The organism is Bradyrhizobium sp. Kon37 (genome assembly GCF_055807535.1).
Genome location: NZ_JBVVOY010000010.1, coordinates 111,565 through 125,900, shown reverse-complemented (window position 1 = coordinate 125,900; position 14,336 = coordinate 111,565). Strand labels below are relative to the sequence as shown.

Genomic DNA, 14,336 nt, shown 5'->3' with positions numbered 1-14,336 from the left:
TGAGGGTCGTATTACTCGGCCGCTTCCGCCGTCCCCGGTCCGACCTTGGAATTGTGCAAGTCGACGTTGAGGCCGAGCGAGCGCATTTCCTTGACCAGCACGTTGAACGATTCCGGAATACCGGCCTCGAAGGTGTCGTCGCCACGCACGATCGCCTCGTACACCTTGGTACGGCCGGCGACGTCGTCCGACTTCACGGTCAGCATCTCCTGGAGCGTGTACGCCGCGCCGTAAGCCTCGAGCGCCCACACTTCCATTTCGCCGAAGCGCTGGCCGCCGAACTGCGCCTTGCCGCCCAGCGGTTGCTGGGTAACGAGCGAGTACGGACCGATCGAACGCGCGTGGATCTTGTCGTCGACGAGATGGTGCAGCTTGAGCATGTAGATGTAGCCCACCGTCACCTTGCGATCGAAGGCGTCGCCGGTGCGGCCGTCATAGACGGTCGACTGGCCCGAAGCGTCCAGACCGGCAAGCTTCAGCATCTCCTCGATGTCGGCTTCCTTGGCGCCGTCGAACACCGGCGTCGCGATCGGAACGCCGCGGCTCAGATTGTGGCCGAGCTCGATCAACTCGTTGTCGTTGAGCGACTTGATCGTCTCGTCCTCGCCGTAGACCTTCTTCAAGGTTTCCTTCAGCGGCCGGATGTCCTGCTTCGACAAATAGGCATCGACCGTCTGGCCGATACGCTTGCCGAGGCCGGCACAGGCCCAGCCGAGATGGGTCTCGAGGATCTGTCCGACGTTCATGCGCGAGGGCACGCCGAGCGGATTGAGCACGATGTCGGCATGCGTACCGTCTTCGAGGAACGGCATGTCCTCGATCGGCACGATCTTCGACACCACGCCCTTGTTGCCGTGGCGGCCGGCCATCTTGTCGCCGGGCTGGATCTTGCGCTTCACCGCGACGAAGACCTTGACCATCTTCATCACGCCGGGCGGCAATTCGTCACCGCGCTGAAGCTTTTCGACCTTGTCGAGGAAGCGCTGTTCCAGCCCCTTCTTCGACTCGTCGTACTGCTTCCGCATGGCCTCGATCTCGGCCATCAGCTTGTCGTTCGGCGAAGCGAACAGCCACCACTGCGACTTCGGGTACTCCTCGAGCACCGCACGGGTGATCTTGGTGTCCTTCTTGAAGCCCTTCGGACCGGCGATGCCCTGCCGTCCTTCGAGCAGCTCGGCAAGGCGGTTGTAGACGTTGCGGTCCAGGATCGCCTGCTCGTCGTCGCGGTCCTTGGCCAGACGCTCGATCTCTTCCCGCTCGATCGCCAGCGCACGCTCGTCCTTGTCGACGCCGTGCCGGTTGAACACGCGCACTTCGACGATGGTGCCCTGCACGCCCGGAGGAACGCGCAGCGAGGTGTCGCGGACGTCGGAAGCCTTCTCGCCGAAGATGGCGCGCAGGAGCTTTTCCTCCGGCGTCATCGGGCTTTCGCCCTTCGGCGTGATCTTGCCGACCAGGATGTCGCCGGCGCGCACTTCCGCGCCGATGTATACGATGCCGGCTTCGTCGAGGTTCTTCAGCGCTTCTTCCGAGACGTTCGGAATGTCGCGGGTGATTTCCTCGGGCCCGAGCTTGGTGTCGCGGGCCATCACCTCGAATTCTTCGATATGAATTGAGGTAAACACGTCTTCCTTCACGATCCGCTCGGAGAGCAGGATCGAGTCTTCGAAGTTGTAGCCGTTCCACGGCATGAACGCGACGAGCACGTTCCGGCCGAGCGCGAGCTCGCCGAGATCGGTCGACGGACCGTCGGCGATGATGTCGCCCTTCTTGACGATGTCGCCGACCTTCACCAGCGGACGCTGGTTGATGCAGGTCGACTGGTTGGAGCGCTGGTACTTCATCAGCCGGTAGATATCGACGCCCGACTTGGTCGGATCGAGATCTTCCGTGGCGCGGATCACGACGCGGGTTGCGTCGATCTGGTCGATCACGCCCGAACGGCGCGCCGCGATCGCAGCACCCGAGTCACGCGCAACCACGCCTTCCATGCCGGTGCCGACGAACGGCGCTTCGGCGCGAACCAGCGGCACCGCCTGGCGCTGCATGTTCGAGCCCATCAGCGCGCGGTTAGCGTCGTCGTTCTCGAGGAACGGGATCAGCGCCGCTGCGACCGAAACGAGCTGCTTCGGCGACACGTCCATGTAGTCGACCTTGTCCGGGGTCACCGGCAAGACTTCGCCGGCGTGACGGCAGACCACGAGATCTTCGGTGAAGCGGCCCTTCGGGTCGAGCGGCACGTTGGCCTGCGCGACCGTGTAGCGGCCCTCTTCCATCGCCGAGAGGTACACGACCTCGTCGGTGACGCGGCCGTCCTTGACCTTGCGGTAAGGCGTCTCGACGAAGCCGTACTTGTTCACGCGCGCGAAGGTCGCGAGCGAGTTGATCAGGCCGATGTTCGGGCCTTCCGGCGTCTCGATCGGGCAGATGCGGCCGTAATGCGTCGGATGCACGTCGCGCACCTCGAAGCCGGCGCGCTCGCGGGTCAGACCGCCCGGTCCAAGTGCCGACAGGCGGCGCTTGTGGGTGATCTCCGACAGCGGGTTGGTCTGGTCCATGAACTGCGAGAGCTGCGAGGAGCCGAAGAACTCGCGCACGGCGGCGGCCGCCGGCTTGGCGTTGATCAGGTCCTGCGGCATGACCGTGTCGATGTCGACCGAAGACATGCGCTCCTTGATCGCGCGCTCCATGCGGAGCAACCCGATGCGGTACTGGTTCTCCATGAGCTCGCCGACCGAACGCACACGACGGTTGCCGAGATGGTCGATGTCGTCGATCTCGCCCTTGCCGTCGCGCAAATCCACCAGCGTCTTGATGACGGAGAGGATGTCTTCCTTGCGCAGCGTGCGCTGGGTGTCGGGCGCATCGAGGTCGAGGCGCATGTTCATCTTGACGCGGCCGACCGCAGAGAGGTCGTAGCGCTCGGCGTCGAAGAACAGCGACTGGAACATCGCCTGCGCCGAATCCAGCGTCGGCGGCTCGCCCGGACGCATCACGCGGTAGATGTCGAACAGCGCGTCCTCACGCGTCATGTTCTTGTCGGCCGAGAGCGTGTTGCGGATGTAGGCGCCGACATTGACGTGGTCGATGTCGAGCAGCGGCAGTTCCTTGTAGCCCTGCTCGTTGAGAGCCTTCATCGACTTGTCGGTGATCTCCTCACCGGCTTCCGCGTGGATCTCGCCGGTCTTGGGATTGACGAGGTCCTCGGCGATGTAGTTGCCGACGAGCTCCGCATCCGACAGGCGCAGCGCCTTCAGCCCCTTCTCCTGCATCTGACGCGCACCGCGCACGGTGAGCTTCTTGCCGGCTTCGAGCACGACCTTGCCGGTATCGGCGTCGATCAGGTCGTTGATGGTCGAGTAGCCGCGGAAACGATTGGCGTCGAACGGAACACGCCAGCCCTCCTTGATCCGCTTGTACTGGATCTTCTTGTAGAAGGTGCTGAGGATCGCCTCGCCGTCGAGACCGAGCGCGAACATCAGCGACGTCACCGGAAGCTTGCGGCGACGGTCGATACGCGCATAGACGATGTCCTTGGCATCGAACTCGATGTCGAGCCAGGAGCCGCGATACGGAATCACGCGGGCGGCGAACAGCAGCTTGCCCGACGAATGGGTCTTGCCCTTGTCGTGGTCGAAGAACACGCCCGGCGAACGGTGCATCTGCGAGACGATGACGCGCTCGGTGCCGTTGACGATGAAGGTGCCGTTCATCGTCATGAGCGGGATGTCGCCCATATAGACGTCCTGCTCCTTGATGTCCTTGACCGACTTCGCGCCGGTTTCCTCGTCGATATCGAACACGATGAGACGCAGCGTCACCTTGAGGGGGGCCGCGAAGGTCATGCCACGCTGGCGGCACTCGTCGACGTCATATTTCGGCGGCTCGAACTCGTAGCGGACGAATTCCAGCATCGAGGTGCCCGAGAAGTCCGAGATCGGGAACACCGAGCGGAACACCGCCTGCAAGCCCTCGTCCGACCGCCCGCCCTGGGGCTCGTCGACCATCAGGAACTGGTCATAGGACGCCTTCTGAACCTCGATGAGGTTCGGCATCTCGGCCACTTCCTTGATGTGTCCGAAGAACTTGCGAACGCGTTTGCGACCGGTGAATGTCTGCTGCGCCATCGTGGCCTCTCATTTTCGTCGCCCGATTTGGGCGCGCCCTCCGGAACGCGGCGACCGCCGCTCCCCGGGTTGAATTTTTCGAACCCGTCTTGGGGGCCGGAGACTCAGTTTCAGGCAGGAATGTCCTGAATCTGTTCTTCAGACCTTCAAAACGCAAAACGACGCGCGGGGCGCAGGAGCGCGCCCGCCCGTCACAACCAACCTCTTCACGGACTGCAAAAGCCCGAAATAGCTTGCTCTCCCAACGGCTTACAGGGAATGCGGCATCCCTGCCCACCGCGCTTTCGTGCTGCCGACCCGATATGGGGCGACATTAGTGCAGATTCGAGGGACAAACCCTCAAATCCCCACACTTTTTCGTGTTCGGCCTGCGTCGGGTCGTTCCGTCGCACGCGTTTTGCATCTGGCCCACCCCTTCAGGGAGTGGACCGAGATCCCGGTTGCGATGATGCTGACCGGGATCTCGTGCCAGTAAGCGCTGCTTACTTGAGCTCGACCTTCGCGCCAGCCTTCTCGAGCTGGGCCTTGAGCTTCTCGGCTTCGTCCTTGTTCACGCCTTCCTTGACAGGCTTCGGCGCGCCCTCGACGAGGTCCTTTGCTTCCTTCAGGCCCAGGCCGGTGATGGCGCGGACTTCCTTGATGACCTCGATCTTCTTGTCGCCGGCGGCGGCAAGAACGACCGTGAATTCGGTCTTCTCTTCGGCCGGAGCGGCGGCAGCGCCACCACCAGCCGGGCCAGCCACGGCGACAGCCGCGGCAGCCGAAACGCCCCACTTCTCTTCGAGGAGCTTCGCGAGTTCGGCAGCTTCGAGCACGGTGAGGCTCGAGAGGTCGTCAACGATCTTCTGCAGGTCAGCCATTGTTCAGTTTCCTTGAATGTAAGTCTGGTTCGGGTTTGAGTTTTGCGAAGGGCGTCAGGCCGCTTCGCCCTTTGAGGCATAAGCCTGGATGACGCGCGCGAGCTTGCCCGCGGGCGCGTTGGCGAGCTGAGCGATCTTGGTCGCCGGGGCCACAAGCAGGCCGACGATCTTGGCGCGCAGTTCGTCAAGCGACGGCAGCGAGGCAAGTGCCTTCACGCCGTCGACATTCAGGACGGTCGTTCCCATCGAGCCGCCAATGATGACGAACTTTTCGTTCGCCTTGGCGAATTCGACGGCGACCTTTGGCGCCGCTACCGGATCGTCCGAAGTGGCGATCACGGTCGGTCCCTTCAGCATGGGGCCGATGGCAACGACGTCAGTGCCTTCAAGAGCAATTTTGGCGAGACGGTTCTTCGAGACCTTCACCGAGGCGCCAGCCTGCTTCATCTGCGAGCGCAGCTTCTGCATCTGGACAACGGTAAGGCCGGAATATTGGGCAACGACCGCGACGCTCGTGGTCTTGAAGACCCCATTGAGCTGTTCGACCGCTTCCTTTTTTGCCGCTCGTTCCACAGCAAGCTCTTTCCGGTTGGCGGTCATCGCGAAAGCGGGACCGCCGGGTTGCACCCATCGTCCCGCCCAAACCTGAACCTCAGGGCCAAACCCATCGGACACGCCGGGCAAGACGACAATTCAAAGCCTGCCCTCCGGGAGCTCGTTGGAGCCCACGGCGTGTCGAGGTCCGAACCAAACTCATTCCGCAACCGACCCTAAGGCGGCCACGACGTGAAATCCGGTCTTCACCCGTCTATGCAGGCCATGCGATTAAGCCGTTGAGAAATCGAAATTCCCCGCGGGCGCCTGCAGTCTTGGACAGGACAAGGTCAGCCGGCGAACCGCCCGACCTCTGCCCGCATCCCACACCCGACGGGTTTCCCTCCTTTTCCGGCAAATCCTCACGGACGCCCTGAAAAGGAATGATCTCCATCGCTTGTTTTCGGAATGCGTGCACGAACGCGCCAGCCGAGGCCGGCACGTCCGGAAGCGGTTCTTTAACCGCTCGGGGCCTGCTTGCCAAGAGCAAAATTCACACCAGTTCCAATCCGTTGCCACAGGCGCTTGACCCGGGCCGACAAGGGCCGATTCAGGCTCATTTGACCCCGTAAGGCAGTGGCTTGCCTTCGAAAAACGCGGTCAGGTTCGCCAGCACGCAGCTCTGCATGGCGACGTGCGATTCCAGGGTGTGGCCGCCGATATGGGGGGCGAACACGACATTTGGGAGCGCCGTCAGCGCGTCGGGGGCGTGCGGTTCCTTGTCGTAGACGTCGAGACCCGCGCCGGCGATCGTCCTCTCGGTGAGCGCCGCCACCAGAGCTTTCTCGTCGATCACCGAGCCGCCGGAGATGTTGACGACATAGCCGTCCGCCCCGAGGCGCTTGAGGATGTCGGCGCTGACGGCATGCTGGGTCTCGGCTCCTGCCCGGACCGCAATCATCAGCACGCTGCACCAGTCGGCCAGCGCCTCCAGCGTCGGGAAATATTGATAGGGCAGATCGTATTTGCTGCGGTTGAAATAGCCGATTTCGCTCTCGAAGGATGCACAGCGCGCTGCGATCTTGCGGCCGATCTCGCCCATGCCGTAGACGCCGATGCGGCGGCCCGGCATCCCGGCCTGCGGGCGCATCATCGGCGAGGGCTTTGACGCCGCCCAATCGCCGCTGCGGACGTACTGGTCGGCAACCAGGATTCGCCGCGTCGTCGCGAGCATCAGGGTCATCGCGATGTCGGCGACCGAGGCCGCGTTGGCGCCCGGGCTATGTCCGACCGCGATGTTGCGGGCAGCCGCGGCCTTCAGGTCAACGCCGTCATAGCCAGTGCCGTAGCAGACGATGGCGCCGAGCTTCGGAAACAGGTCCATCGCCTCCGCGCCCAGCGGCGTGCCGCCGGCGGTGAGCACCGCGCGGATGCCGCCGAGCTCATCGGCCGAAAACATCTCCCGCGCCGGCTTGCCGCCGGTGTCGAGCAGCTCGAACCGCTCGGCGAAGCGCGCCATCATCGTCTTGGGAAAGCGCGAGTAGATCAGGACCTTGTCAGTCATTGTTCTTGCTTCCGGTGAACGCCGTCACAAACGACGAGGGGCGGAATCGGTTGCCCAATTCCGCCCCTCGCCTCATGTCGTTTCCAAATCTTAGCCGAGAATGGTGCCCGGCTCGACCTTCACGCCGGGGCCCATCGACGAGGACACCGCAACGCGCTGGATGTAGGTGCCCTTGGAACCGGCCGGCTTGGCCTTGGAGACAGCGTCAGCGAGAGCCTTGATGTTCTCGACCAGTTTTTCCTCGGTGAACGAGGCCTTGCCGACGCCAGCCTGCAGGATGCCGGCCTTTTCGACGCGGAACTCGACCGAGCCGCCCTTGGCGCCCTTCACGGCGCCGGTGACGTCCATGGTCACGGTGCCGATCTTCGGGTTCGGCATCAGGCCGCGCGGGCCGAGCACCTTACCAAGGCGGCCGACCAGCGGCATCATGTCGGGGGTTGCGATACAGCGGTCGAAATCGATCGTACCGTTCTGCACCTTCTCGACCAGGTCCTCGGCGCCGACGACATCGGCACCCGCAGCCTTGGCTTCGTCGGCCTTGGCGCCGCGGGCGAACACGCCGACGCGGAGCGTACGGCCGGTGCCGTTCGGCAGGGTCACGACACCGCGGACCATCTGGTCGGCGTGACGCGGATCGACGCCGAGATTGATCGCGACCTCGATGGTCTCGTCGAACTTCGCTTTCGCGCGTTCCTTGACCATCTTGATGGCGTCCGCGAGCGGGTAAAGCTTTTCGCGATCAATACCTTCGCGGGCTTTGTTCAAACGCTTTCCGATTGCCATGAGCCCTTACCCCGCCACTTCCAGACCCATCGAACGGGCAGAGCCCTCGACCATCTTCATGGCCGACTCGATCGAGTCGCAATTGAGATCCTTCATCTTCTTCTCGGCGATCTCGCGCACCTGCGCTTTGGTCACCGCACCCGCCTTGTCACGGCCCGGCGCCTTGGAGCCGGACTGGATCTTGGCAGCCTGCTTGAGGAAGAAGGACATCGGCGGCGTCTTCATCTCGAACGTGAACGAACGATCGGCGTAGATCGTGATCACGACGGGAATGGGGGTATTCTTCTCTTCCTTCTGGGTCTGGGCGTTGAACGCCTTGCAGAACTCCATGATGTTGAGACCGCGCTGACCGAGCGCGGGACCGATCGGGGGCGAAGGATTCGCCGCACCGGCCGGGACCTGAAGCTTCAGGTATCCGGTCACTTTCTTTGCCATGTATCACTCCTGTTGGGCCGGCCTCGGCCGGCGGTTCAGGTTCGTGGTCTGGGTCCGGATGCGGCTGGCAACCGCCCTCTCCCTCCCACGGCCTCTTGTTGCGCGAGACCGAAGTCTCACGCCTACCCGATCAGACCTTCTCGACCTGACCGAATTCCAGTTCGACCGGCGTGGCGCGGCCAAAGATCGACACCGCGACCTTCACGCGCGAGCGCGCCTCGTCGATTTCCTCGACCACACCCGAGAACGAGGCAAACGGGCCGTCGGCCACGCGCACGTTCTCGCCGATTTCGAACGACACCGACGCCTTCGGCCGCTCCACGCCCTCTTGCACCTGGTGCAGAATGCGCATGGCCTCGGCTTCCGAGATCGGCATCGGCTTGTTTTCCGCGCCGAGGAAGCCGGTCACCTTCGGCGTGTTCTTGATCAGATGAAACGCCTCGTCGGTCAGCTTCATCTTCACCAGCACGTAGCCCGGGAAGAACTTGCGCTCGGCGTCGATCTTGCGGCCGCGGCGCACTTCCGTGACCTTCTCGGTCGGAACCAGCACCAGCTCGAACAGCTCCTCGAGCCCGCGCTGCTTGGCCTGCTCGCGGATCGATTCGGCGACCTTCTTCTCGAAGTTCGAATAGGCGTGGACGATGTACCAGCGCTTGTCAGACAATTGAGCCGTTGCTGTTGCCATCAGTGAATGCCCAGAAGGAAGGTGATGAGGACGCGGATGATCTGGTCGGCGGCGAAGAAGAAGATCGAGGCCACGGCGACCATGACGAACACCATGATGGTGGTGATCGTGGTCTCGCGGCGGGTCGGCCAGGTGACCTTGGCGGTCTCCGAGCGCACTTCCTGCAAGAACTTGAACGGGCTGACTGCCATCGTTTGATGTCCAACGTCCGTCGACAGACGCGAATGAATTTCAGGGATCCGAACAGCCGCCGTTGGCCCAGCCCTCTGTCGAAGGATGAGCCGGAAATCGGGCTCGATTGTTCGGGGATTTCAAAGCCGCGCCGGAAATCCGCGTCTAACGGGCCGGCTGCGAGTGCGCGGTATCTACTGCGGATGGGACCAAAGGTCAAGATAGAGAGGCCCGCGCGGGTAAACCGACCTCCGCGGGCGACCGATTAGAGATCAGGCCGATCAAGGGCTTATCTGCCGCCTGCAAAGCGCCGCCCCAGGGCCTCAGCCGGTTCCTCGCAGAACGAGACCACCGGGGGCCCCCCTCACCTGCAGCCCCTTTGGCGACCCCTCAAGGTCAGTCGGCCCGGTCGATCGTCGAAATGCCCGGCAACGGCACAACGAACTTTCCGCCCTCTGCGAAATAGCCGGCATGCTTGGCCCGGATCGGATCCACATAGCGCCAGGCGAAGACGACGACGAACGCCGGCTTGCGCTCGTAAAGGGCGGCGGGCGGCAGGATCGGGATGTCGTACCCCGGGCCGGCCATCACGTTCCCCTTCTTGGGGTCGTCGTCCACCAGGAAGTCGATCTTGTTCTCCAGGCCGAACTGCGGCAGCAGGGTCGTGGTACCGACCGAGACGCCGTAGCCGGCCACGAGCTGGCCGCGCGCATGGGCGGCATCGGCCATCGCGACCAGCTCGTCGCGGATGGCGGCGATCCTCTTCGCATACGGCACATAGTAGGCCGGCCGGTCGACGCCGAGCCGGTCTTCCTCTGCAATGAAGCGCGCGACTTCCGCGGACGGCTTCTTCGCGCCGCCGGCACGCTGCACCGTCACCCGGATCGAGCCGCCCTTGGTCTCGATGTGCTGGACGTCGATCACTTCCATGCCGAGGCGCGCGAAGAAGCGCGTCAGCGGCTTGATGTTAAAATACGACAGATGCTCGTGATAAACGGTGTCGAGAAGGTTCTTCTCGGTGACGTCGACGCCATACTGCGTTTCGAAAACGAACAGCCCGTCCGGCGCAAGCACGTCGCGAACCCCGATCACCAGTGGGTCGAGATTGTCGACATTGGCGATCATGTTGTTGGCGATCACGACACTGGCCGCGCCGTGGCTTTGCAGGATGCGGCGGCCGATGGCATCGGTGAAGAAATCGCCGATGGTCTCGATTCCCGCTTCCGTCGCACGCCGCGCGATGTCGACGGCGGGATCGACACCCAGCACCCGCATGCCGCGCTCCCTGAAGAAACCGAGCAGCGATCCGTCGTTGCTGCCGAGCTCGACGACCAGCGAGCCCGGCGCGATGGCGAATCGGCTGACGACGTCGTTGGCATAGCCCGCGAAGTGCTCCCGCAGGCCAAGCGAGAGCGAGGTGGTATAAACGTAGTTTCGGTATTGGATCTCTGGATTGCCGACGTGGAGAATCTGCAGATGGCCGCAGTCCGCGCACAGGTGCAGCGCCATCGGCACCGCGGCCCGAAAGACGGGATCGTCGACGCTTGCATCCGGCACCTGGAAGTTCGGCGTGCCAATGGGCATGCCTGCCATCGGGACGACGAGCTCTTGCTTGTCCGAATGACAGAGGCGGCAGGTATGACGGACGTAGAACAGGTTTTTCATCGTAGGACCGTAAGACGGAGACATGCGAACAGGTGAGGCAACTCACCCCGTGGTGATCAGATCGACGGCACCGCCTCAGGACGCCGGATATTCCGCGCGACCGATGATGAGGTCGATCGCGGCCATCATCCAGAACTGATGCGTGGTCTCGACGATGTTGTAACTGCGGCTGTCGACGTAATAATTGACATCGCCGAGATTGCGCAGCGGATTTTCCGCGTTCATGCCCGACAGCGTGATCACATCGAGCTTCATCGCCCGCGCCTGCGCGACCGCATTGAGAATGTTCTTCGAGCGTCCCGACGAGCTGATCGCGACGAGGCAATCGCCGGCGCGGGCGCTCAACCTCACAGCATGCGCAATCCAGTCCTCGAAACCGTAATCATTGGCAAGGCACGACATCATGCTCGCATCGCTGAAGCAGAGTGCGGGCACCGATGCGTTCTTCGCCAGATCGATTGCGAGATGCGAGGCGATGCCGGCCGAGCCTCCATTGCCGATGAAGATGACGCGGCCGCCCTGCTCGCGCGCGCGCAACCAGGCCGTGCGGGTGGCGGAAATCCTGGCGAAAACCCCGTCGTCAATCGCCGTCGCGCGATGGAGGCGTCCTACGTAGTCGTCAAGGAAAGCCTTGTGATCGGGATCGACGGACTCGGCAGGCATGGGCTCGCGGCTCGACGGCGACATGACGCCCTGATACCGGCTATCACCAGCGATTGCAAAGGTATATTACCTTCGCAGTCGACCAGCAGCCGATTCGGTTTCCACCTTCACTCAACATTGGCGGGCCTGTTTCGCTGGGCATTCGCATCACGGATGTTCCTATGAAATGCATCGTTACCGGTGGCGCCGGCTTCATCGGCAGTCACCTCGTCGACCGCCTCCTCGACGACGGCCACGAGGTCGTCGCGCTCGACAATTTCGTAATCGGACGCCTCGAAAATCTGGCCTCGCGCGTCGATTCTGATCGACTGAAGATCGTGCGGGCCGACGTCACCGAGCTCGAATCGATCAAGCCGCATTTCGACGGCATCGACTGGGTATTCCATCTCGCAGCGCTGGCCGACATCGTTCCCTCGATCGAGTCCCCGATCCCGTATCACCGCGCTAATGTCGACGGCACGGTCAACGTTCTCGAGGCTGCACGGCAGGCCGGCGTCAGCCGCTTCGTTTATGCCGCGTCGTCGTCCTGCTACGGAATTCCCGACGTCTACCCGACGCCGGAGAGCGCCGAGATCCGGCCGATGTATCCCTATGCCCTCACCAAGAATCTCGGCGAGCAGTGCGTCATGCACTGGTGCCAGGTCTACAAGCTGCCCGCGGTCGCACTGCGCCTGTTCAACGTGTACGGGCCGCGCCATCGTACCACGGGCACCTACGGCGCCGTGTTCGGCGTGTTCATGGCGCAGAAGCTCGCCGGCAAGCCGTTCACGGTGGTCGGCGACGGCGAGCAGACCCGCGACTTCACCTTCGTCAGCGACGTCGCAGACGCTTTCGTGACCGCCGCGCGCTCCGAGGTCTCGAACGAAAGTTTCAACGTCGGCTCCGACAATACCTACAGTGTGAACCGGCTGGTCGAGCTTCTCGGTGGCGACAAGGTCCACATTCCCAAGCGTCCCGGCGAGCCCGATTGCACCTATGCCGACATCACCAAGATCAAGCGGATCCTGAAATGGACGCCGAAGGTAAAATTTGAGGACGGGGTCGCGACGATGCTGAAGTCGATGGATCAGTACAAGGACGCTCCCCTCTGGACGGTGGACAAGATCGCGGACGCCACGAAGGACTGGTTCAAATATCTCGGGGACAACGACGACGCGGCATCCGGCGCGCCGCAGAAGGCAAGCCAGTGAACAGGTTCGCCGGGTATCGTTGCGGCGAATCGATCAATTCCGGGCCGCCCGGCTAAGGCCGGCCGGCGCTTTGGGTTATTCACATGGGCAATCTTCCGACCGACACCCCCGCGTTGAACGACCAACTGGCGGCGCACGAAAAGATCAAGACAATCGAGGAACTGGGCGAGATCGCGCGGTCCGCGCAAGCGCAAGGCCGGAAGGTTGCACTCTGCCACGGCGTCTTCGACCTCGTGCATCTCGGCCATATCAGACACATCCAGGCGGCGCGCAACGAGGGCGACGTCGTCATGGTGACGATCACCGCCGACCGTTACGTCAATAAGGGACCGGGTCGGCCGATCTTCCCCGAAAACATGCGGGCCGAGATGCTGGCCTCGCTCGCCACCGTGGATTGGGTCGGCATCAATCACACCTCCAGCGCCGAGCCGATCCTGGATACGGTGCGGCCGGACATCTATGTGAAGGGGTCCGACTACGAAAACCCCGAAGACGACGTGACCGGCAAGATCCGGAGCGAGCGCGACGTCGTCGAGCGTCACGGCGGACGCATCGTGTTCACCCGTGACGTGACATTCAGCTCCTCGTCGCTGGTGAACCGGTATTTCGACATCTACGATCCGCCGCTCCGCGACTACCTGCAAAAAGTCCGAGAAGGTGGCGGCGCCGATCGCCTGCTGAAACTGATCGACAAGGTGCAGGACATGCATGTCGTGCTGGTCGGCGACACCATCATCGACGAATACCAGTACGTCACGGCGCTCGGAAAGGCCTCGAAGGAAAACATCGTCGCCACGCTGTTCAAGAGCGGCGAGCAATTTGCCGGCGGCGTCATCGCCGCGGCGAACCATGTCGCGAGCTTCTGCAAGTCGGTGGAGGTCGTCACGACGCTGGGTGGCAACGACTACCCTGAGGAGTTCATTCGGGCGCATGTCCGCCCGAACGTCACGTTGACGCCGATCCGCCTTCAGGGCCGTCCGACGACCCGCAAATCGCGGTACGTCGAGCTGGGATATCTGCACAAGCTCTTCGAAGTCTACACCATGGACGACACGCCGCTCGACGAGGCCGATCGGAAGGAAATCGACCGTATCACGACGGAGCGTGTGCGTAGCGCGGACGTGGTGATCGCCACCGATTTCGGTCACGGCATGATCGCGTCGAGCACGATCGACACCCTGATCGCTAACTCCAGGTTCCTGGCGGTCAATGCCCAGAGCAACAGCGGCAATCACGGCTACAACTTGATCACGAGATATCCGCGGGCCGACTACATCTGCATCGACGCGCCGGAGGCGCGCCTGGCTGCAACCGACAAGTTCAGCGACATCGCGTCCGTGATCGAGGTCGGCCTGCACGGCAAGATCGACTGCGACAACATGATCATCACGCACGGCTCCTTCGGCTGTTACCCCTTCTCGTCGAAAACCGGCGTCACGCGCGTCCCCGCCTTCACCAAGACCGTCGTCGACACCGTCGGCGCGGGGGACGCCTTCCTGACGATCACCGCGCCGCTGGTCGCCGCCGGCGGCAATATCGAGGACGTCGCCTTCATCGGCAACGCGGCCGGCGCGATCAAGGTCGGGATCGTCGGCCACCGCAGCTCGGTCGAAAAGGTGCCGCTGGTCAAGTTCGTCACCGCGTTGCTGAAGTAGCGCG

At 63.0% G+C, this 14,336-nt stretch carries 12 protein-coding genes; 2 read left to right on the top strand and 10 right to left on the bottom strand.

The genetic code is table 11. The annotated features are described in order from the left end of the window. Positions 1 to 11: 11 nt before the first annotated feature. From rpoB to AC0L3J_RS20200, 10 genes are all read right to left on the bottom strand, one after another. Entirely contained in the window at positions 12 to 4,127 is a 4,116-nt protein-coding gene (gene rpoB / locus AC0L3J_RS20245) for a DNA-directed RNA polymerase subunit beta (protein ID WP_007602996.1), read from the bottom strand. A 482-nt stretch (positions 4,128 to 4,609) separates the two neighbouring features. Beyond that, complete coding sequence (gene rplL, locus AC0L3J_RS20240) at positions 4,610 to 4,987, bottom strand: 50S ribosomal protein L7/L12 (protein WP_007602994.1); 378 nt, start codon at positions 4,985 to 4,987, stop codon at positions 4,610 to 4,612. A 54-nt stretch (positions 4,988 to 5,041) separates the two neighbouring features. Then, complete coding sequence (gene rplJ / locus AC0L3J_RS20235; protein WP_027518597.1) at positions 5,042 to 5,560, bottom strand: 50S ribosomal protein L10; 519 nt, start codon at positions 5,558 to 5,560, stop codon at positions 5,042 to 5,044. Positions 5,561 to 6,137: 577 nt separating this feature from the next. After that, positions 6,138 to 7,085 (bottom strand): 2-hydroxyacid dehydrogenase, encoded by a 948-nt coding sequence (locus tag AC0L3J_RS20230; protein ID WP_473348174.1) that lies wholly within the window; start codon positions 7,083 to 7,085, stop codon positions 6,138 to 6,140. 90 nt (positions 7,086 to 7,175) lie between these two features. Continuing rightward, positions 7,176 to 7,868, bottom strand: a complete 693-nt coding sequence (rplA, locus tag AC0L3J_RS20225; RefSeq protein WP_007602988.1) for a 50S ribosomal protein L1 — start codon at positions 7,866 to 7,868, stop codon at positions 7,176 to 7,178. 6 nt (positions 7,869 to 7,874) lie between these two features. Beyond that, a complete protein-coding gene (rplK, locus tag AC0L3J_RS20220; protein ID WP_007602986.1) occupies positions 7,875 to 8,303 on the bottom strand; it encodes a 50S ribosomal protein L11 in 429 nt (142 codons plus the stop codon). 130 nt (positions 8,304 to 8,433) lie between these two features. Beyond that, the gene (nusG, locus tag AC0L3J_RS20215; RefSeq protein ID WP_007602985.1) at positions 8,434 to 8,988 is read right to left on the bottom strand and encodes a transcription termination/antitermination protein NusG; all 555 of its coding nucleotides are present in this window, start codon (positions 8,986 to 8,988) and stop codon (positions 8,434 to 8,436) included. Continuing rightward, complete coding sequence (gene secE, locus AC0L3J_RS20210) at positions 8,988 to 9,179, bottom strand: preprotein translocase subunit SecE (protein ID WP_007602984.1); 192 nt, start codon at positions 9,177 to 9,179, stop codon at positions 8,988 to 8,990. The genes nusG and secE overlap by 1 nt, the downstream gene beginning before the upstream one ends. Before the next feature lie 376 nt (positions 9,180 to 9,555). Continuing rightward, on the bottom strand, positions 9,556 to 10,824 hold the full coding sequence (locus AC0L3J_RS20205) for a methyltransferase domain-containing protein (protein WP_473348173.1): 1,269 nt from the start codon (positions 10,822 to 10,824) through the stop codon (positions 9,556 to 9,558). 75 nt (positions 10,825 to 10,899) lie between these two features. After that, on the bottom strand, positions 10,900 to 11,487 hold the full coding sequence (locus tag AC0L3J_RS20200; RefSeq protein WP_473348172.1) for an SIS domain-containing protein: 588 nt from the start codon (positions 11,485 to 11,487) through the stop codon (positions 10,900 to 10,902). 161 nt (positions 11,488 to 11,648) lie between these two features. Here AC0L3J_RS20200 and AC0L3J_RS20195 point away from each other — a divergent pair, with 161 nt between their 5' ends. Together AC0L3J_RS20195 and AC0L3J_RS20190 are read left to right on the top strand one after the other, a co-directional pair. Further along, positions 11,649 to 12,677, top strand: a complete 1,029-nt coding sequence (locus tag AC0L3J_RS20195) for an SDR family oxidoreductase (protein ID WP_473348171.1) — start codon at positions 11,649 to 11,651, stop codon at positions 12,675 to 12,677. An 83-nt stretch (positions 12,678 to 12,760) separates the two neighbouring features. Beyond that, positions 12,761 to 14,332: a PfkB family carbohydrate kinase gene (locus AC0L3J_RS20190; protein ID WP_473348170.1), complete on the top strand. Its 1,572-nt coding sequence runs from the start codon at positions 12,761 to 12,763 to the stop codon at positions 14,330 to 14,332. Positions 14,333 to 14,336: the final 4 nt, after the last annotated feature.